The organism is Pseudomonas fildesensis, assembly GCF_001050345.1.
Classification (GTDB): domain Bacteria; phylum Pseudomonadota; class Gammaproteobacteria; order Pseudomonadales; family Pseudomonadaceae; genus Aquipseudomonas; species Aquipseudomonas fildesensis.
On the sequence record NZ_LFMW01000039.1, the window covers coordinates 54,802 to 68,947 of the forward strand.

A 14,146-nucleotide genomic window follows, 5' to 3' on the forward strand; every position below is an offset into this window, starting at 1 on the left:
CAGTTGATCGTTCCCACGCTCTGCGTGGGAACGCCTCTGGGGGCGCTCCGCGTCCGGCCATACGCGCACGGCGCAACTGCGGCGTACGTTGTGACGCGGAGCGTCACGGACTGCATTCCCACGCAAAGCGTGGGAACGATCAAAACCAATGTGGGAGTGGGCTCCCCAGTGCTCTTGAGGGCTTAACGCGGCCCGGAAACCACCAGCATTTGCCCAGGCTTGAGCGCTTGGCCAGTACGCGGGTTCCAGCGTTTGAGATGTTGCATCTCGACGTTGAAGCGCTTGGCGACGATGTACAGCGAATCGCCTTTCTTGACCTTGTATTGCACCGGCTTCTTGCCGGCCTGGGCCACGGCGCGGCGGGTGTCTTGCATCACCAGGGTCTGGCCGACCTTGAGGGACTGACCATTGAGCTTGTTCCAGCGCTGCAGGTCATGCACATCGACCTTGTTGGCCTTGGCGATCAGTGTCAGGTTGTCGCCATTGCGCACTTTGTAGCTGCGAGTGCGCCCGGCCACCGACTTGGTCTCAACTTCGTCGAACACCGGCTTTTTCGGACGCATCGCCAACAACTCTTCCGGCTTCATCGCCGACAGGCTGCTGGTCAGCAGCTGCGCCTTGGAGCTGGGCACCAGCAAATGCTGGGGGCCGTCCAGGGTGGTGCGTTGTTTCAGGGCCGGGTTGAGCTGGAACAGCTCGTCTTCGTCGATTTCAGCCAGCGCGGCGACCCGTGACAGGTCCATGCTTTGCTTGACTTCAACCACTTCGAAGTACGGCGTGTTGGCGATCGGGTTCAGGTTGACGCCGTAGGCCTCGGGGGCCAGCACCACCTGTGACAGCGCCAGGAACTTGGGCACGTAGTCCTTTGTTTCCTGGGGCAGGGGCAGGTTCCAGTAGTCGGTGGGCAAGCCGAGCTTCTCATTACGCTCGATGGCCCGGCTCACCGTGCCTTCACCGGCGTTATAGGCCGCCAGGGCCAGCAACCAGTCGCCGTTGAACATGTCATGCAGACGTGTCAGATAGTCCAGGGCGGCGGTGGTGGAAGCAGTGATGTCGCGGCGGCCATCGTAGGCGCGGGTTTGGCGCAGGTTGAAGTAGCGCCCGGTGGAGGGGATGAACTGCCACAAACCGACGGCATCGCTGCGCGAATAGGCCATTGGGTTGTAGGCACTTTCAATCACTGGCAGCAGCGCCAGCTCCAGGGGCATGTTGCGTTCTTCAAGGCGTTCAACGATGTAATGAATGTAGAGACTGCCGCGTTCACCGGCGTTCTCCAGAAAGGACGGGTTGCTGGCGAACCACAGTCGCTGTTGCTCAATACGCGGGTTGACGCCGACACCGTCCTGCAACTGAAAGCCGCGGCGCATGCGTTCCCAGACATCCTGGGGTACTTCGGGGGCAGGCTTCTCTGAGAGCCAAATAGGTTTTTGCTTGATCTTGGCAGCAAGATTGGGTTTGGGTTGCACGGTGGATTGTGCAGCGAATTGGGTCGATTGGCAGCCCGCGAGAGTTGCGGAGACAGCCACCGCCACGGCTTGAGCCAGGCGGGTCAATGCGTCTGAATGGTTGGATTTACGAATAGATGACGACATTGGCTGGAAGTAAGTTCCGGGCAAAAATGTCGGGCGATTCTAGAAAGTGCTTTGGTTCCGGTCAACCATTCAGAAATTACGTATCAGATTGCATCGCGTTAGAACTTATCTTTCCACGCCCTCAAGCTAGCAAACACCTCGGCCCCAGAGCGGTTGTCGCGGCCATTCCGTTCGTCCGCTTTTTGTTTAACAGATGTTTCAGAGGTGCGCAGGAAGGGGTTGGTACGCTTTTCCAGGGCCAGGTTAGAAGGCAGTGTGATCTCGCCGCGAGCCCGCTGTTGGCGAACGTTTTCCACCCGCTCGGCGATATCGGCATTGTCCGGTTCCACGGCCTGGGCAAATTTGAGGTTACTTTGTGTGTACTCATGGGTGCAGTACACCAATGTATCCGCCGGCAGGGCCGCGAGGCGCTCCAGGGAGGTGTGCATCTGCTCCGGCGTGCCTTCGAACAGGCGGCCGCAACCGGCAGCGAACAGGGTATCGCCACACAACAGTACGCCCTCGTGATAAAAGGCAATGTGGCCCAGGGTATGGCCGGGCACGGCATAGACGTCGAAGTCCCAGCCCAGCAGCGTGATGCGGTCGTTGTCGTCGAGGGCGATGTCCCGCGCCGGGATATTTTCGTTCGCCGGCCCGTAGACCTTGGCCCCTGTAACACTTTTCAGTTGCTCGACCCCGCCGACATGATCATGGTGATGATGCGTGACCAGGATATCGCTCAGGGTCCACTGCGGGTTTTGCTTGAGCCAGGCCAGTACGGGCGCGGCATCGCCAGGGTCGACCACGGCGCAGCGTTTGGCTTGAGGGTCTTGTAACAACCAGATGTAGTTGTCGGTGAAGGCGGGCAGGGCACTGATCTGTATCATTCTTCGATTCGCCAAGCTGAACACATTGGTGCATCTTAGAACGTCTAGGCGAGTTGGAGAATGCAATGACTGATAAAGCGTTCGCCCAGGCCGATCCTGAATGGCTGGCCCTGATCAGCGCAGCCCGTGAATGGCTGTCCGGGCCCATCGGGCAATTCCTGCTGGATGAAGAACGGCAAATGCTCGAAGACGAGCTGGGCCGGTTCTTTGGCGGTTACCTTGTGCATTACGGCCCCTCGGCCCAGACGCCGCCTCCCGCGCCGCAAGTGCAGCGCAATGTGCGCCTTGGCGCGCCGTTGCCGGGGGTGGAGATTGTGTGCGAGGAACAGGCCTGGCCGTTGAGCGAGCACGCCGCCGACGTGGTGGTGCTGCAGCATGGCCTGGATTTCTGCCTGTCACCCCACGGCTTGTTGCGCGAAGCCGCCAGCAGCGTGCGCCCAGGTGGCCATTTGCTGATTGTCGGCATCAACCCCTGGAGCAGCTGGGGCCTGCGCCATGTATTCGCCCATGACGCACTGCGCCAGGCACGCTGCATCTCGCCTTCACGAGTGGGAGACTGGCTGAACCTGCTGGGCTTCGCGCTGGAGAAACGCCGCTTCGGGTGCTATCGTCCGCCGCTTGCGTCGACCAAGTGGCAGGGCCGTCTAGCCGGGTGGGAACGTCGGGCGGGGGCCTGGCAACTGTCGGGTGGCGGTTTTTATTTATTGGTGGCACGCAAGATCGTGGTCGGGCTGCGGCCGGTGCGCCAGGTGCTACGTCAGCCCATGGGCAAGCTGGTGCCGATGCCGATGGCCAAGGTCAATCGCAAGCAAAGCGAACCGTAAAACTCTCTTTTTGATTTCAGGCCGGGTTATTCGGCCTCGGGATACTGTCGGTCGATTACCGGCAGCCCGTTTTGATGGATGCAACCGATGACCGATAGCGTAGAACTCTTCACCGATGGCGCCTGCAAGGGCAACCCGGGCCCTGGCGGCTGGGGCGCGTTGCTGGTGTGTAAGGGCGTGGAGAAGGAATTGTGGGGCGGCGAAGCCAACACCACCAACAACCGCATGGAATTGATGGGCGCCATTCGTGGCCTGGAAGAGCTCAAGCGGCGGTGTGACGTGCTGCTGGTGACCGATTCGCAATACGTGATGAAGGGCATCAACGAGTGGATGGTCAACTGGAAGAAGCGCGGTTGGAAGACGGCGGCCAAGGAACCGGTAAAAAATGCCGACCTGTGGCAACTGCTCGATGAGCAATGCAATCGCCATAACATCACCTGGAAATGGGTGCGCGGGCATATTGGCCATCCGGGCAACGAACGGGCCGACCAACTGGCCAACCGTGGTGTGGATGACGTGCGGGGCTACAAGCAGAGCTGACCTTTGAAGGTTGCCTGGGGCACGACGTGTTAACATCGCGCCCTTTGAAATACACCACACCGTTGAGAGCTGAACCCTGATGGCCATCCGATCTGTTGTACTCGATACCGAAACCACCGGCATGCCGGTGACCGACGGCCACCGGATCATTGAAATCGGCTGTGTCGAACTGATGGGCCGCCGCTTGACCGGCCGTCACTTTCACGTCTACCTGCAACCGGACCGCGACAGTGACGAAGGCGCCATCGGCGTCCACGGTATCACCGACGAGTTCCTCAAGGGCAAGCCGCGTTTCGCCGAAGTCGCCGACGAGTTTTTCGAGTTCATCAACGGCGCGCAGTTGATCATCCATAACGCTGCGTTTGACGTCGGCTTCATCAACAACGAATTTGCCCTGATGGGGCAGAAGGATCGTGCAGACATCAGTCAGCATTGCTCGATCCTCGACACATTGATGATGGCCCGCGGACGTCACCCTGGCCAACGCAACAGCCTCGATGCGTTGTGCAAACGGTATGGCGTCGACAACTCCGGCCGTGAACTCCACGGCGCTTTGCTCGACTCCGAGATTCTTGCCGACGTTTACCTGACCATGACCGGCGGCCAGACCAGCCTCTCCCTGGCCGGTAACGCCTCGGATGGCACTGGCTCGGCAGAAGGTTCGGGCAACCGCGCTTCGGAAATCCGTCGCCTGCCGGCTGATCGCAAACCGGCCCCGATCATTCGTGCCAGTGAGCAGGATCTGGCTGAGCATGCCGTGCGGTTGGAAGCGATTGCCAAGTCGGCCGGCGCGCCGGCGTTGTGGACCCAGCTCACCCAGCAATAACCATCAAGCTCGTAGGCGCTGGCTTGCCGGCGATGAGGCCGCTGAGCCCTGCGATAATCTTGCGGACGCCATCGCCGACAAGCCGGCGCCTACAGTTGATCACCCGCGTTTTCAACCTCTTCATTCGCGTCATCGCCGCCAAGCTTCTACCCTTGAGTGCATAACCCTCAGGACTAAAAGCACTCATGTACAAAGACCTGAAGTTCCCCATCCTGATCGTGCACCGCGACATCAAGGCCGACACCGTTGCCGGTGACCGGGTCCGAGGCATCGCCCGGGAGCTGGAGCAGGAGGGCTTCAGTATCTTTTCAGCCGTTGACTACGCCGAAGGCCGGCTGGTGGCGTCGACCCATCATGGCCTGGCGTGCATGCTGATTGCCGCCGAAGGCGCCGGCGAAAACACTCACCTGCTGCAAAACATAGTCGAACTTATCCGCCTCGCGCGGGTTAGGGCGCCGAACCTGCCGATCTTCGCCCTGGGTGAGCAGGTCACGCTGGAGAACGCGCCGGCCGATGCCATGAGCGAGCTCAATCAATTACGCGGCATTCTTTATCTGTTCGAAGACACCGTGCCGTTTCTGGCTCGCCAGGTAGCCCGCGCCGCCCGCACTTACCTCGACGGTTTGTTGCCGCCGTTCTTCAAGGCCCTGGTGCAGCACACCGCCGATTCCAATTATTCCTGGCACACCCCGGGCCATGGCGGTGGCGTGGCCTATCGCAAAAGCCCGGTGGGGCAGGCGTTTCATCAGTTTTTTGGGGAAAATACCCTGCGTTCGGATTTGTCCGTATCAGTCCCGGAGCTGGGTTCGCTGCTCGACCACACCGGGCCGCTGGCCGAAGCCGAAGCCCGCGCCGCGCGCAACTTTGGCGCTGATCACACGTTCTTCGTGATCAATGGTACGTCGACTGCCAACAAGATCGTCTGGCACTCGATGGTCGCGCGTGACGACCTGGTGCTGGTCGACCGCAACTGCCATAAGTCGGTGTTGCATTCGATCATCATGACCGGCGCGATCCCGCTCTACCTGTGCCCGGAGCGCAACGAGTTGGGCATTATCGGTCCGATTCCCCTGAGCGAGTTCAGCCCCGAGTCGATCTGCGCCAAGATCGACGCAAGCCCCCTGACCCGTGGGCGGCCACCCAAAGTTAAGTTGGCCGTGGTCACCAATTCCACCTACGACGGCCTGTGCTACAACGCTGAGCTGATCAAGCAACAATTGGGCAACAGTGTCGAGGTGTTGCACTTTGATGAGGCCTGGTACGCCTACGCGGCCTTCCATGAGTTCTTCGCCGGGCGTTACGGCATGGGCACCTCACGTACCCCGGACAGCCCGCTGGTGTTTACCACCCACTCAACACACAAACTGCTCGCGGCGTTCAGCCAGGCCTCAATGATCCACGTGCAGGACGGCGGCGCGCGGCAGCTGGACCGGGATCGTTTCAACGAAGCGTTCATGATGCACATCTCCACGTCGCCGCAATACAGCATCATCGCTTCGCTGGACGTGGCTTCGGCGATGATGGAAGGCCCTGCCGGGCGCTCCCTGCTGCAGGAAATGTTCGACGAAGCCCTGAGCTTTCGCCGCGCGCTGGCCAACCTGCGCCAGCATATTGCCGCCGAGGACTGGTGGTTTTCCATCTGGCAGCCACCCTCGGTGGCCGGCATCGACCGGGTCGCCACGGCGGATTGGCTGTTGCAACCCCAGGACGATTGGCATGGCTTTGGTGACGTCGCCGAAGACTACGTGCTGCTCGACCCGATCAAAGTGACGCTGGTGATGCCAGGCCTCAACGCCGGTGGCGCCTTGAGCGACTGCGGGATTCCCGCCGCAGTGGTCAGCAAATTCCTCTGGGAGCGTGGGCTGGTGGTGGAAAAGACCGGGCTGTATTCGTTCCTTGTGTTGTTTTCCATGGGCATCACCAAAGGCAAATGGAGTACCTTGCTCACCGAATTGCTGGAGTTCAAGCGCAGCTACGACGCCAACGCAAGCCTGGCCAGTTGCCTGCCATCGGTGTTCACCCAGGGCCCTGTGCGCTACCAGGGTCTGGGGTTGCGCGACCTGTGCGATCAATTGCATAGCTGTTACCGTAGCAACGCCACGGCAAAACACCTAAAACGGATGTACACCGTTTTGCCGGAAATCGCGATGAAACCGGCCGACGCCTATGACCAATTGGTGAGGGGCGAAGTGGAGGCGGTCTCGATTGACGCCTTGCCAGGGCGCATCGCAGCCGTGATGCTGGTGCCGTATCCGCCGGGCATCCCATTGATTATGCCGGGTGAGCGCTTTACCGAGTCGACGCGATCGATCATCGACTACCTGGCATTTGCCCGCACGTTCGATAGCAGTTTTCCCGGTTTTGTCGCGGATGTGCATGGGTTGCAACACGAAGACGACGGCAGTGGTCGTTGTTACACCGTCGATTGCATCAAGGGTTAAGTATGTTTATGCAAGCTGTAATGAACCCGAAGTATCCAGGGCTCAGTGTGCGAGTCGCCGACGAAGGCTTCGACGCCTACGTGTGGGGCAATGATTTCAGCTTTGAGGTCAGCGCCTATGGTGTGCCGGAGATGGGTAAGCGGGTCGATCAGTGGCCCGTGGAGCGCATCCTGCCGTACCGCAAGTGCTACGGCATCGATCCGGAAGAGTTCGCCAGTTTCCGCGATGCGCCAGACAGTGCGATTTTCATGGCGTATCTGGATGATCGTGCCGTAGGGCATATCGTGGTCAGCACCAATTGGAATGGCTTTGCCCACGTCGACGAGTTGGCGGTCATCTTGCCTGCGCGGCGTCACGGGGTGGCCAAGGCACTGTTGGATGTGGCGCAGTTCTGGAGCCGCAAGAAAAACCTGCCGGGCATGATGCTCGAAACCCAGAACAACAACCTTGGTGCCTGCCGCCTTTACGAGCGTTGCGGGTATGTGATGGGCGGGATTGATCAACTGCGTTATCGCGGTATCGACCCGCAAACCCGCGAAGTGGCGATATTCTGGTATCGGTTGTTCAAGGCCGAAGTCGACGCAGTTTGACGCTGACTCTGTAGGCGCGAGCTTGCTGGGGCGAGCAAGCTTGCTTGCGCTGGGGTGCGAAGCGCCCCCCAAAAGCCGGAGACTGCTGCGCAGTCAGCGGGACGGTGCGACGATTCGACAAGCGCCCTCGCCACAGCAAGTTCGCTCCTACAGGGGTTTTGAGTCGCCAGTCAGCAGGCTTTCCGCCTTCTGCGTGACAATCTCCAGCAACGCATTCAATGCCGGTGACGTCACGCCATCCTTGAGGGTCAGCGCATACAGGCTGACCACCATCGGCGGCGACACCGGGCACGCATCCAGCCCGGCCTCCCGTGCACCGAAGGCGGTGAACGGGTCGACAATCGCCAGGCCTTCTCCCGCTTCGACCATGCTGCGCATCATCTGGTAGGTCTGTACTCGCGTCTGCACCACGGGCAGCGGGCGCAGGGCTTGCAGTTTTGCGTCGAGCTGGCGGCTCAATGGGTCTTGGCCCTCCAGCCCGATCATCGACTGTCCGGCCAGGTCTTGCAGCGCGATGTACTTCTGCTTCGGTTTCAACCAGCCATGGGGCGCCAATAATTGCAGCTTGCCCTGGGCCAGTACACTGCTCTGGATCTGCGGGTGTTCAGGGTCATGCAGACTCAGGCCTACATCGGCCTCGTGCAGCAACAGGCTCCTGACGATCTCTCGTGTCGGCTGGCTCGACAGGTTGCACGGTGTGTCCTGGAAGCGCCGGCGCAGCACGGCGATACTTTGTGGCAACAGTTGGTTGGCCAGTGGCGGGGTGCAAAGCGCGCGCAGCGTTGGGGCGTGATGGTTTTTAAGGCGACTGGCCAGGCGTTGCAGAGGCTCCAGCGCCTCATACACATGGGCGATTTGCGCCTGCAGCTCAAGGGTTTCCCGCGTCGCCTGCAAGCGCCCGCGCACACTGGCAAACAGCATGAAGCCCAATTGCTGCTCGGCATCCTTGAGCGTGGCATCTACATCGCCCACGGGGAGTTGCAACCATTCGGCGGCGGTGCCGAGGTGTCCGGTCTGCAAGATGGCCTGAATCACTTCGAGATGACGTAAACGCATGGCCGGAGTCTAGGGTCAGCGGGGCGGGGTTTCAATGGTTGAAGCCGGTGGGCGGAAAAAAGATCGCAGGTGGCGTGTATGCGTATGGCGTTCGGCCAGGACCTCACTAGAATGGCTCGTCTGATCACTAACGACCAATGCCGGCCAACCGGTACTTACAACAAAAACAGGTCTGGTCTCAAATGCCTATGCCCTCGATATTCCTCGGGGTAACGGCCAAGCAACTCATGATCCTGGTGATCGTGGGGTGTGTCGCCGCTTATCTCTTCAGCAATCACGACGAAATCCCGCCGGAAAACCTCGCGCTCGAAACGTTCATCCGTTCCCAGGAACAGGTGGGCGAGCAGGTGGGCACGGTGCTGGGTATGACGCTGGTCAGGCAGGTGGTTGCATATCCCGGCTACGAAAAAACCGGTTACACGCGTTCGTTGTACACCGTGGAAGGTGAGCGGGGGAGATTGATGGTGACGCTCAAGCAGGTGGACGGTGAGCAGGGGATTGAGGTAACGGAGATTCGCAGTCCGTGATCGCCCAGCCCAGTCGATGCCATCAATGGCCAGGACTGAGCAGGTCTATCAGGCTGGGTGTTATGACGCGTAGACCGTTTCCGATTCGCGGGTGATGATGGTCCCGGACTGGATCAGTCTGAATTCTTTGCCATCCAGTTTTTCTACACGGTCGCCAATGGCCAGCTTGTAGGTGGTGGTGGGCGCCGAGCCAGCCACGCCGTCGAGGGGCGGGTTGGATTCCTTGAACTCATGCACCGAATACACGCGTCCTTCTGCGTCTCTGGCATGGAACTGTCCGACAAGTACTGCTGCCATCTGTTTAGAACCTCTGGAGATAAACACTCGATTTGCGGTTCTGTAGACCGTCATGGAGCGGGGTAGTTTACCTATGGAAAAAAAATACTATTCTTTGATGTTTTCAGACGCTTCTTACGCAAGTAACTGCGGGGAAAACGTCCGGAGGATAATCAAAACCTTCTGGTGAACCCGCCGCGAAGACTCTATAACTACACGCTCCTTTAGTCAGACGTCGGGAAACCACAATGAGCAAGGTCTACACGATTGCCGTACTGGTTGGCAGCTTGAGAAAAGAGTCGATCAACCGCAAGGTCGCCCTGGCATTGGCAGAACTGGCCCCTGCCAATCTCAAATTGAACATTGTCGAAATTGGCGATTTGCCGCTCTACAACGAGGACATCGACGGGGCATCACCGCCCGCAGCCTACAGTACTTTCCGTCAGCAGGTGAGTTCATCCGACGCGGTGCTGTTCGTAACCCCGGAATACAACCGTTCTGTGCCCGCGCCGTTGAAGAATGCGATCGATGTGGGGTCTCGTCCTTATGGGCAAAGTGCCTGGAGCGGCAAGCCGGGGGCGATCATCAGTGTGTCGCCGGGTGCCATTGGCGGGTTTGGCGCCAATCACCATCTGCGCCAGTCCCTGGTGTTCCTCGATGTGCCGTGCATGCAGCAGCCGGAGGCCTACCTGGGGGGCGCGGGCAGCGTGTTTGATGAGGCCGGCAAGCTGTCGGAAAAGACCAAGCCGTTCCTGCAGGCGTTTATCGACGCCTACGGCAAGTGGGTCGAAAAGCAGTCAGTCTGATGCTAATCCCCGTGTAGGCGGCTTGCCGGCGATTGGCCCTCAGCCTTGCGGTGATCATCACGCCGCCATCGCCGGCAAGCCGGCTCCTACAGTCAGGTCAGTCTGTCTGCCAGCGCCAGGGCCTGCTCCCTGGATGCCTGCCTGTTCAGTGTCCCGGACGCCGACCCGCGCATGTTCGAAGTGATCACCCAAGTGGTGGTCCGCTACGGCGCTGCCCGGCGATTCTGACGATCAGCGCAACCAGTTGGTCCGCGCCAGTTCGATCACTTCATCCCCGCGACCGCTCATCACCGCCTTGAGCATGTACAGGCTGAACCCCTTGGCCTGTTCAAGCTTGATGCTTGGCGGCATCACCAGCTCCTGGGTCGCGGTGACCACATCCACGAGCACCGGGCCATCATGGGCCAGCGCGCGGCGCAATGCCGGTTCGAGGTCTTCGGATTGTTCCACGCGAATCCCGAGGATGCCCATGGCGTTGGACATGGCGGCGAAATCCGGGTTTATCAGCTCGGTGCCGGTATCCAGGTAGCCGGCAGCCTTCATCTCCATCGCGACAAAACCCAGGGACGAGTTATCGAACACGATGACTTTCACCGGCAGTTTCAGCTGCGCCAACGAGATGAAATCCCCCATCAACATGGCGAAACCGCCGTCGCCCGACATCGAAATCACCTGCCGGCCGGGAAACGCTGCCTGAGCGCCGATGGCCTGGGGCATGGCGTTGGCCATCGAGCCGTGGTTGAACGAGCCGATCAGGCGGCGCTTGCCGTTCATTTTCAGGTAGCGCGCAGCCCACACGGTGGGCGAGCCGACATCGGCGGTGAAGATCGCATCCGCGTCGGCCAATTCGCTGAGCAGGCGTGCGACGTATTGCGGGTGGATCGGCCGGTCGGCTTTTGACGGTTGTGCCAGGTCATCCAGCCCCTGGCGTGCTTTCTCGTAGTGCTTCAGGGAGGTTTCGAGGAAGCTGCGATCAGTCTTGCGGGTCAGGCGCGGCAGCAGCGCGTCGATGGTCTCGCTGACATCAGCAGCGATGCCCAGGTCCAGTGTGGCACGACGGCCGAGCGCCTGCGGGTTGCGGTCGACCTGGATGATCTTCGCGTCGGTCGGGTAGAACTGGCGGTACGGGAAGTCGGTACCGAGCATGATCAGCGTGTCGCAGTCGAGCATGGCGTGGTAACCGGAGCTGAAGCCGATCAGGCCGGTCATGCCCACGTCGAACGGGTTGTCCCATTCCACATGCTCCTTGCCGCGCAGGGCGTGTACCACGGGGGCGCCGAGTGCATCGGCCAGCGCTACCACTTGGTCATGCGCACCGGCGCAACCGCTGCCGCACAACAGGGTGACTTTCTGGCTGCCGTCGAGAATCTCGGTGAGGCGTTGCAGGTCCTGTTCCGCCGGCAAGGTGCGCGGCGCGTGCAGGGCTGGCCACGGCTTGAGCTTGTCTTCCACTTCGAGCAGCGACACATCCCCCGGAATCACTACCACCGCCACGCCGCGATTGAGGATCGCCGAGCGCATGGCGCGGTGCAGTACCTGGGGCATCTGTTCGGGGTTGGTCACCAGCTCGATAAAGTGACTGCATTCCTTGAACAGCTCCTGGGGATGGGTTTCCTGGAAGTAGTTCAGGCCGATCTCGGAGGAGGGGATTTGGGCGGCGATGGCCAGCACTGGCACATGGTTGCGATGGCAGTCGAACAGGCCGTTGATCAAATGCAGGTTGCCCGGCCCGCAGCTGCCGGCGCACACCGTCAGCTCGCCGGTGGCGGCGGCTTCGGCACCGGCGGCAAACGCGGCGACTTCTTCGTGGCGCACGTGCATCCACTCGATGCTGTCCATGGTGCGCAGGGCGTCGGTGAGGCCGTTGAGGCTGTCGCCGGTCAGGCCCCAGATGCGCTTGATGCCCGCCTGTTCAAGCGTGGTCGCCAACTGCTGGGCCAGGTTGATTTTCGCCATGAAGAACTCCAATCGTCAGTGAGGTTAAAAATTGCTGATCAATAGGGGACAGTTCGATCACGGCGAATGCTCCGCCCTTAATGTGAAGATTGCGTCATGGTTGCGCGATATTGCCGGGTGCGCCAGGCGATAAACCATTGATCACGGACCAATGCCAGCCAGGGCGCGACCTTGGGGTTGGGCAGGCGACCACGGCTCAGGCGGCGCATCTGGTAACGCACCACGGACAGGATGGCGAGGGCGGCCAGGGGCTTGCGCTGCCAGTCGATGGTTTGGAGTTGCGGGTTGAGGTCCCGACCTGCGCGCCAGTGTTTGATCAATTGCGGCTCCAGGGTCAGCGCGGTGGCGATGCCGGCCATGGCGATGCCGCTGTCGAGTACCCGCTGCACGATCGGCAGGCGACGGATACCACCCGTGACCATCACCGGCATGGTGGCGATGGTCGCCAGTTCGCGGGCCATCTCTAGAAAATACGCTTCACGGGCCAGGGTGCGCCCGTCGCGTGCTTCGCCTTGCATGGCGGGCGCTTCGTAGCTGCCGCCGGACAATTCCAGCAGGTCGATGGGCAAAGGGTTGAGCATTTCCACCACCGCACGCGCATCGGCCTCGGCAAACCCTCCGCGCTGGAAGTCCGCCGAGTTGAGCTTTACCGCCACGCAAAAGGACGGGCTGACGCTGGCGCGAACCGCATGGACCACCTCCAGCAGCAGGCGCGCACTGTTTTCCAGCGCGCCACCCCAGCGGTCGGTGCGATGGTTGCTCAAGGGCGACAGAAACTGGCTGAGCAAGTAGCCATGTGCTCCATGGATTTGCACGCCGGTAAAGCCGGCCTTTTCGGCCAGACGCGCGCTGGTGGCGAAGCGCTGGATCACGTCTTGGATATCGTCTTCGGTCATGGCCCTGGGTGTGGCGAACATCTTCGAGAAGCTGCCAAGGTCCAGCGCAATGGCGGAGGGCGCAAGCGCTTGCTGACCGAGGTTGGCCATGGTCTGGCGGCCCGGATGGCTGAGCTGCATCCAGAAGTGCACACCCTTTGCTCCTGCGACCTCGGCCCATTCGCGGAAGCTCTCTAGGTGCTGCTCGTCTTCGAGGGCAACGCCGCCGGGGCCGGTCATGGCGTGGCGGTCGATCATCACGTTGCCGGTCAACAACAAGCCGGGTTCACCCTCGGCCCAGGTCTTGTACAACTGCTTCAGTTCGCGTGAAGGCGCTTGCCGGGCATCCGCCATATTCTCTTCCATCGCCGCCTTGGCGATACGATTGGCGAGGACCTGGCCGTTGGGCAGTTGCAAGGGTTCAAAGGGCGACATGGTTGACTCCTGAGCGGGGGAGGCCTCAGGCTAAGCTTAAAGTTAACTTTAATGTCAAGCAGGGCGTGACGATGAATATTGGCGAGCTGGCGAAACAGAGTGGATTGGCGGCGTCGCGTATTCGGTTCTATGAGTCCGAGGGGCTGATCAGTCAGGTGGGGCGCCAGGCAAACGGCTATCGGCGCTACGCACCCGAGGCGTTGCAGACGCTGCAATTGATCCAGAGCGCGCAACAGGCCGGGTTTACCTTGCAGGAGCTCAAGGCGCTGATGCCGGCTCCAGGCGAGCACAAGCGCGAGGAACTGATCGAGGCGCTGGAGCGAAAAATCGCTCAGATCGAAGTGATGCAGGCGCAGTTGGCGCACAGCAAGGCGCAGTTATTGGGCGTGATCGAAGCGGTGCGGGCACACCCGGAAGACGTGCCGTGCTCTATGGGACAAAAGCAGGTGCTGGCGTCGATCAAAATCAATCCATAAAAAAACTGTGGCGAGGGAGCTTGCTCCCGCTGGACTGCGTAGCAGTCCTATTTTTGGGGC

14 protein-coding genes are annotated in these 14,146 nt (G+C 60.6%); 8 read left to right on the plus strand and 6 right to left on the minus strand.

Annotated elements, in window-relative coordinates; genetic code table 11:
* Positions 1–182: 182 nt before the first annotated feature.
* The gene (locus tag ACR52_RS27525) at positions 183–1,592 is read right to left on the minus strand and encodes a lytic transglycosylase domain-containing protein (protein WP_048731369.1); all 1,410 of its coding nucleotides are present in this window, start codon (positions 1,590–1,592) and stop codon (positions 183–185) included.
* 98 nt (positions 1,593–1,690) lie between these two features.
* Positions 1,691–2,458: a hydroxyacylglutathione hydrolase gene (gene gloB / locus ACR52_RS27530; RefSeq protein WP_048731371.1), complete on the minus strand. Its 768-nt coding sequence runs from the start codon at positions 2,456–2,458 to the stop codon at positions 1,691–1,693.
* Positions 2,459–2,523: 65 nt separating this feature from the next.
* Between gloB and ACR52_RS27535 the strand changes: the two genes are divergently transcribed.
* The 5 genes from ACR52_RS27535 to ACR52_RS27560 all read left to right on the plus strand — a co-directional run bounded on the left by ACR52_RS27535 (position 2,524) and on the right by ACR52_RS27560 (position 7,679).
* Positions 2,524–3,282, plus strand: a complete 759-nt coding sequence (locus ACR52_RS27535; protein ID WP_048731372.1) for a class I SAM-dependent methyltransferase — start codon at positions 2,524–2,526, stop codon at positions 3,280–3,282.
* An 87-nt stretch (positions 3,283–3,369) separates the two neighbouring features.
* Positions 3,370–3,822 (plus strand): ribonuclease HI, encoded by a 453-nt coding sequence (rnhA, locus tag ACR52_RS27540; protein ID WP_010171667.1) that lies wholly within the window; start codon positions 3,370–3,372, stop codon positions 3,820–3,822.
* Between the two features lie 85 nt (positions 3,823–3,907).
* On the plus strand, positions 3,908–4,648 hold the full coding sequence (dnaQ, locus tag ACR52_RS27545; protein ID WP_173439361.1) for a DNA polymerase III subunit epsilon: 741 nt from the start codon (positions 3,908–3,910) through the stop codon (positions 4,646–4,648).
* Positions 4,649–4,833: 185 nt separating this feature from the next.
* Positions 4,834–7,089 carry an Orn/Lys/Arg family decarboxylase gene (locus tag ACR52_RS27555; protein WP_048731380.1) on the plus strand — a complete coding sequence of 752 codons (2,256 nt, stop codon included), beginning with the start codon at positions 4,834–4,836 and terminating at the stop codon, positions 7,087–7,089.
* Positions 7,090–7,097: 8 nt separating this feature from the next.
* Positions 7,098–7,679, plus strand: a complete 582-nt coding sequence (locus ACR52_RS27560) for a GNAT family N-acetyltransferase (RefSeq protein ID WP_048731797.1) — start codon at positions 7,098–7,100, stop codon at positions 7,677–7,679.
* Between the two features lie 147 nt (positions 7,680–7,826).
* Here the strand turns inward: ACR52_RS27560 and ACR52_RS27565 are convergent, their stop codons facing one another.
* The gene (locus tag ACR52_RS27565; RefSeq protein WP_048731383.1) at positions 7,827–8,735 is read right to left on the minus strand and encodes a LysR substrate-binding domain-containing protein; all 909 of its coding nucleotides are present in this window, start codon (positions 8,733–8,735) and stop codon (positions 7,827–7,829) included.
* 182 nt (positions 8,736–8,917) lie between these two features.
* Here ACR52_RS27565 and ACR52_RS27570 point away from each other — a divergent pair, with 182 nt between their 5' ends.
* Positions 8,918–9,262 carry a hypothetical protein gene (locus tag ACR52_RS27570; protein ID WP_048731799.1) on the plus strand — a complete coding sequence of 115 codons (345 nt, stop codon included), beginning with the start codon at positions 8,918–8,920 and terminating at the stop codon, positions 9,260–9,262.
* 60 nt (positions 9,263–9,322) lie between these two features.
* Here ACR52_RS27570 and ACR52_RS27575 read toward each other — a convergent pair whose 3' ends face one another.
* Positions 9,323–9,559, minus strand: coding sequence for a hypothetical protein (locus tag ACR52_RS27575; protein WP_048731385.1), 237 nt, complete (start codon positions 9,557–9,559; stop codon positions 9,323–9,325).
* A 227-nt stretch (positions 9,560–9,786) separates the two neighbouring features.
* On the opposite strand from ACR52_RS27575, the gene ACR52_RS27580 reads away from it, so the two are divergent.
* Complete coding sequence (locus ACR52_RS27580) at positions 9,787–10,344, plus strand: NADPH-dependent FMN reductase (protein WP_048731387.1); 558 nt, start codon at positions 9,787–9,789, stop codon at positions 10,342–10,344.
* A gap of 231 nt (positions 10,345–10,575) precedes the next feature.
* On the opposite strand, the gene poxB is transcribed toward ACR52_RS27580, so the two are convergent.
* The gene (gene poxB, locus ACR52_RS27585; protein WP_048731388.1) at positions 10,576–12,300 is read right to left on the minus strand and encodes a ubiquinone-dependent pyruvate dehydrogenase; all 1,725 of its coding nucleotides are present in this window, start codon (positions 12,298–12,300) and stop codon (positions 10,576–10,578) included.
* 77 nt (positions 12,301–12,377) lie between these two features.
* Positions 12,378–13,610, minus strand: a complete 1,233-nt coding sequence (locus tag ACR52_RS27590) for an NADH:flavin oxidoreductase/NADH oxidase family protein (RefSeq protein WP_048731389.1) — start codon at positions 13,608–13,610, stop codon at positions 12,378–12,380.
* Between the two features lie 71 nt (positions 13,611–13,681).
* Between ACR52_RS27590 and ACR52_RS27595 the strand changes: the two genes are divergently transcribed.
* Positions 13,682–14,086 (plus strand): MerR family transcriptional regulator, encoded by a 405-nt coding sequence (locus tag ACR52_RS27595; protein WP_048731391.1) that lies wholly within the window; start codon positions 13,682–13,684, stop codon positions 14,084–14,086.
* The last annotated feature ends 60 nt before the right edge of the window (positions 14,087–14,146 follow it).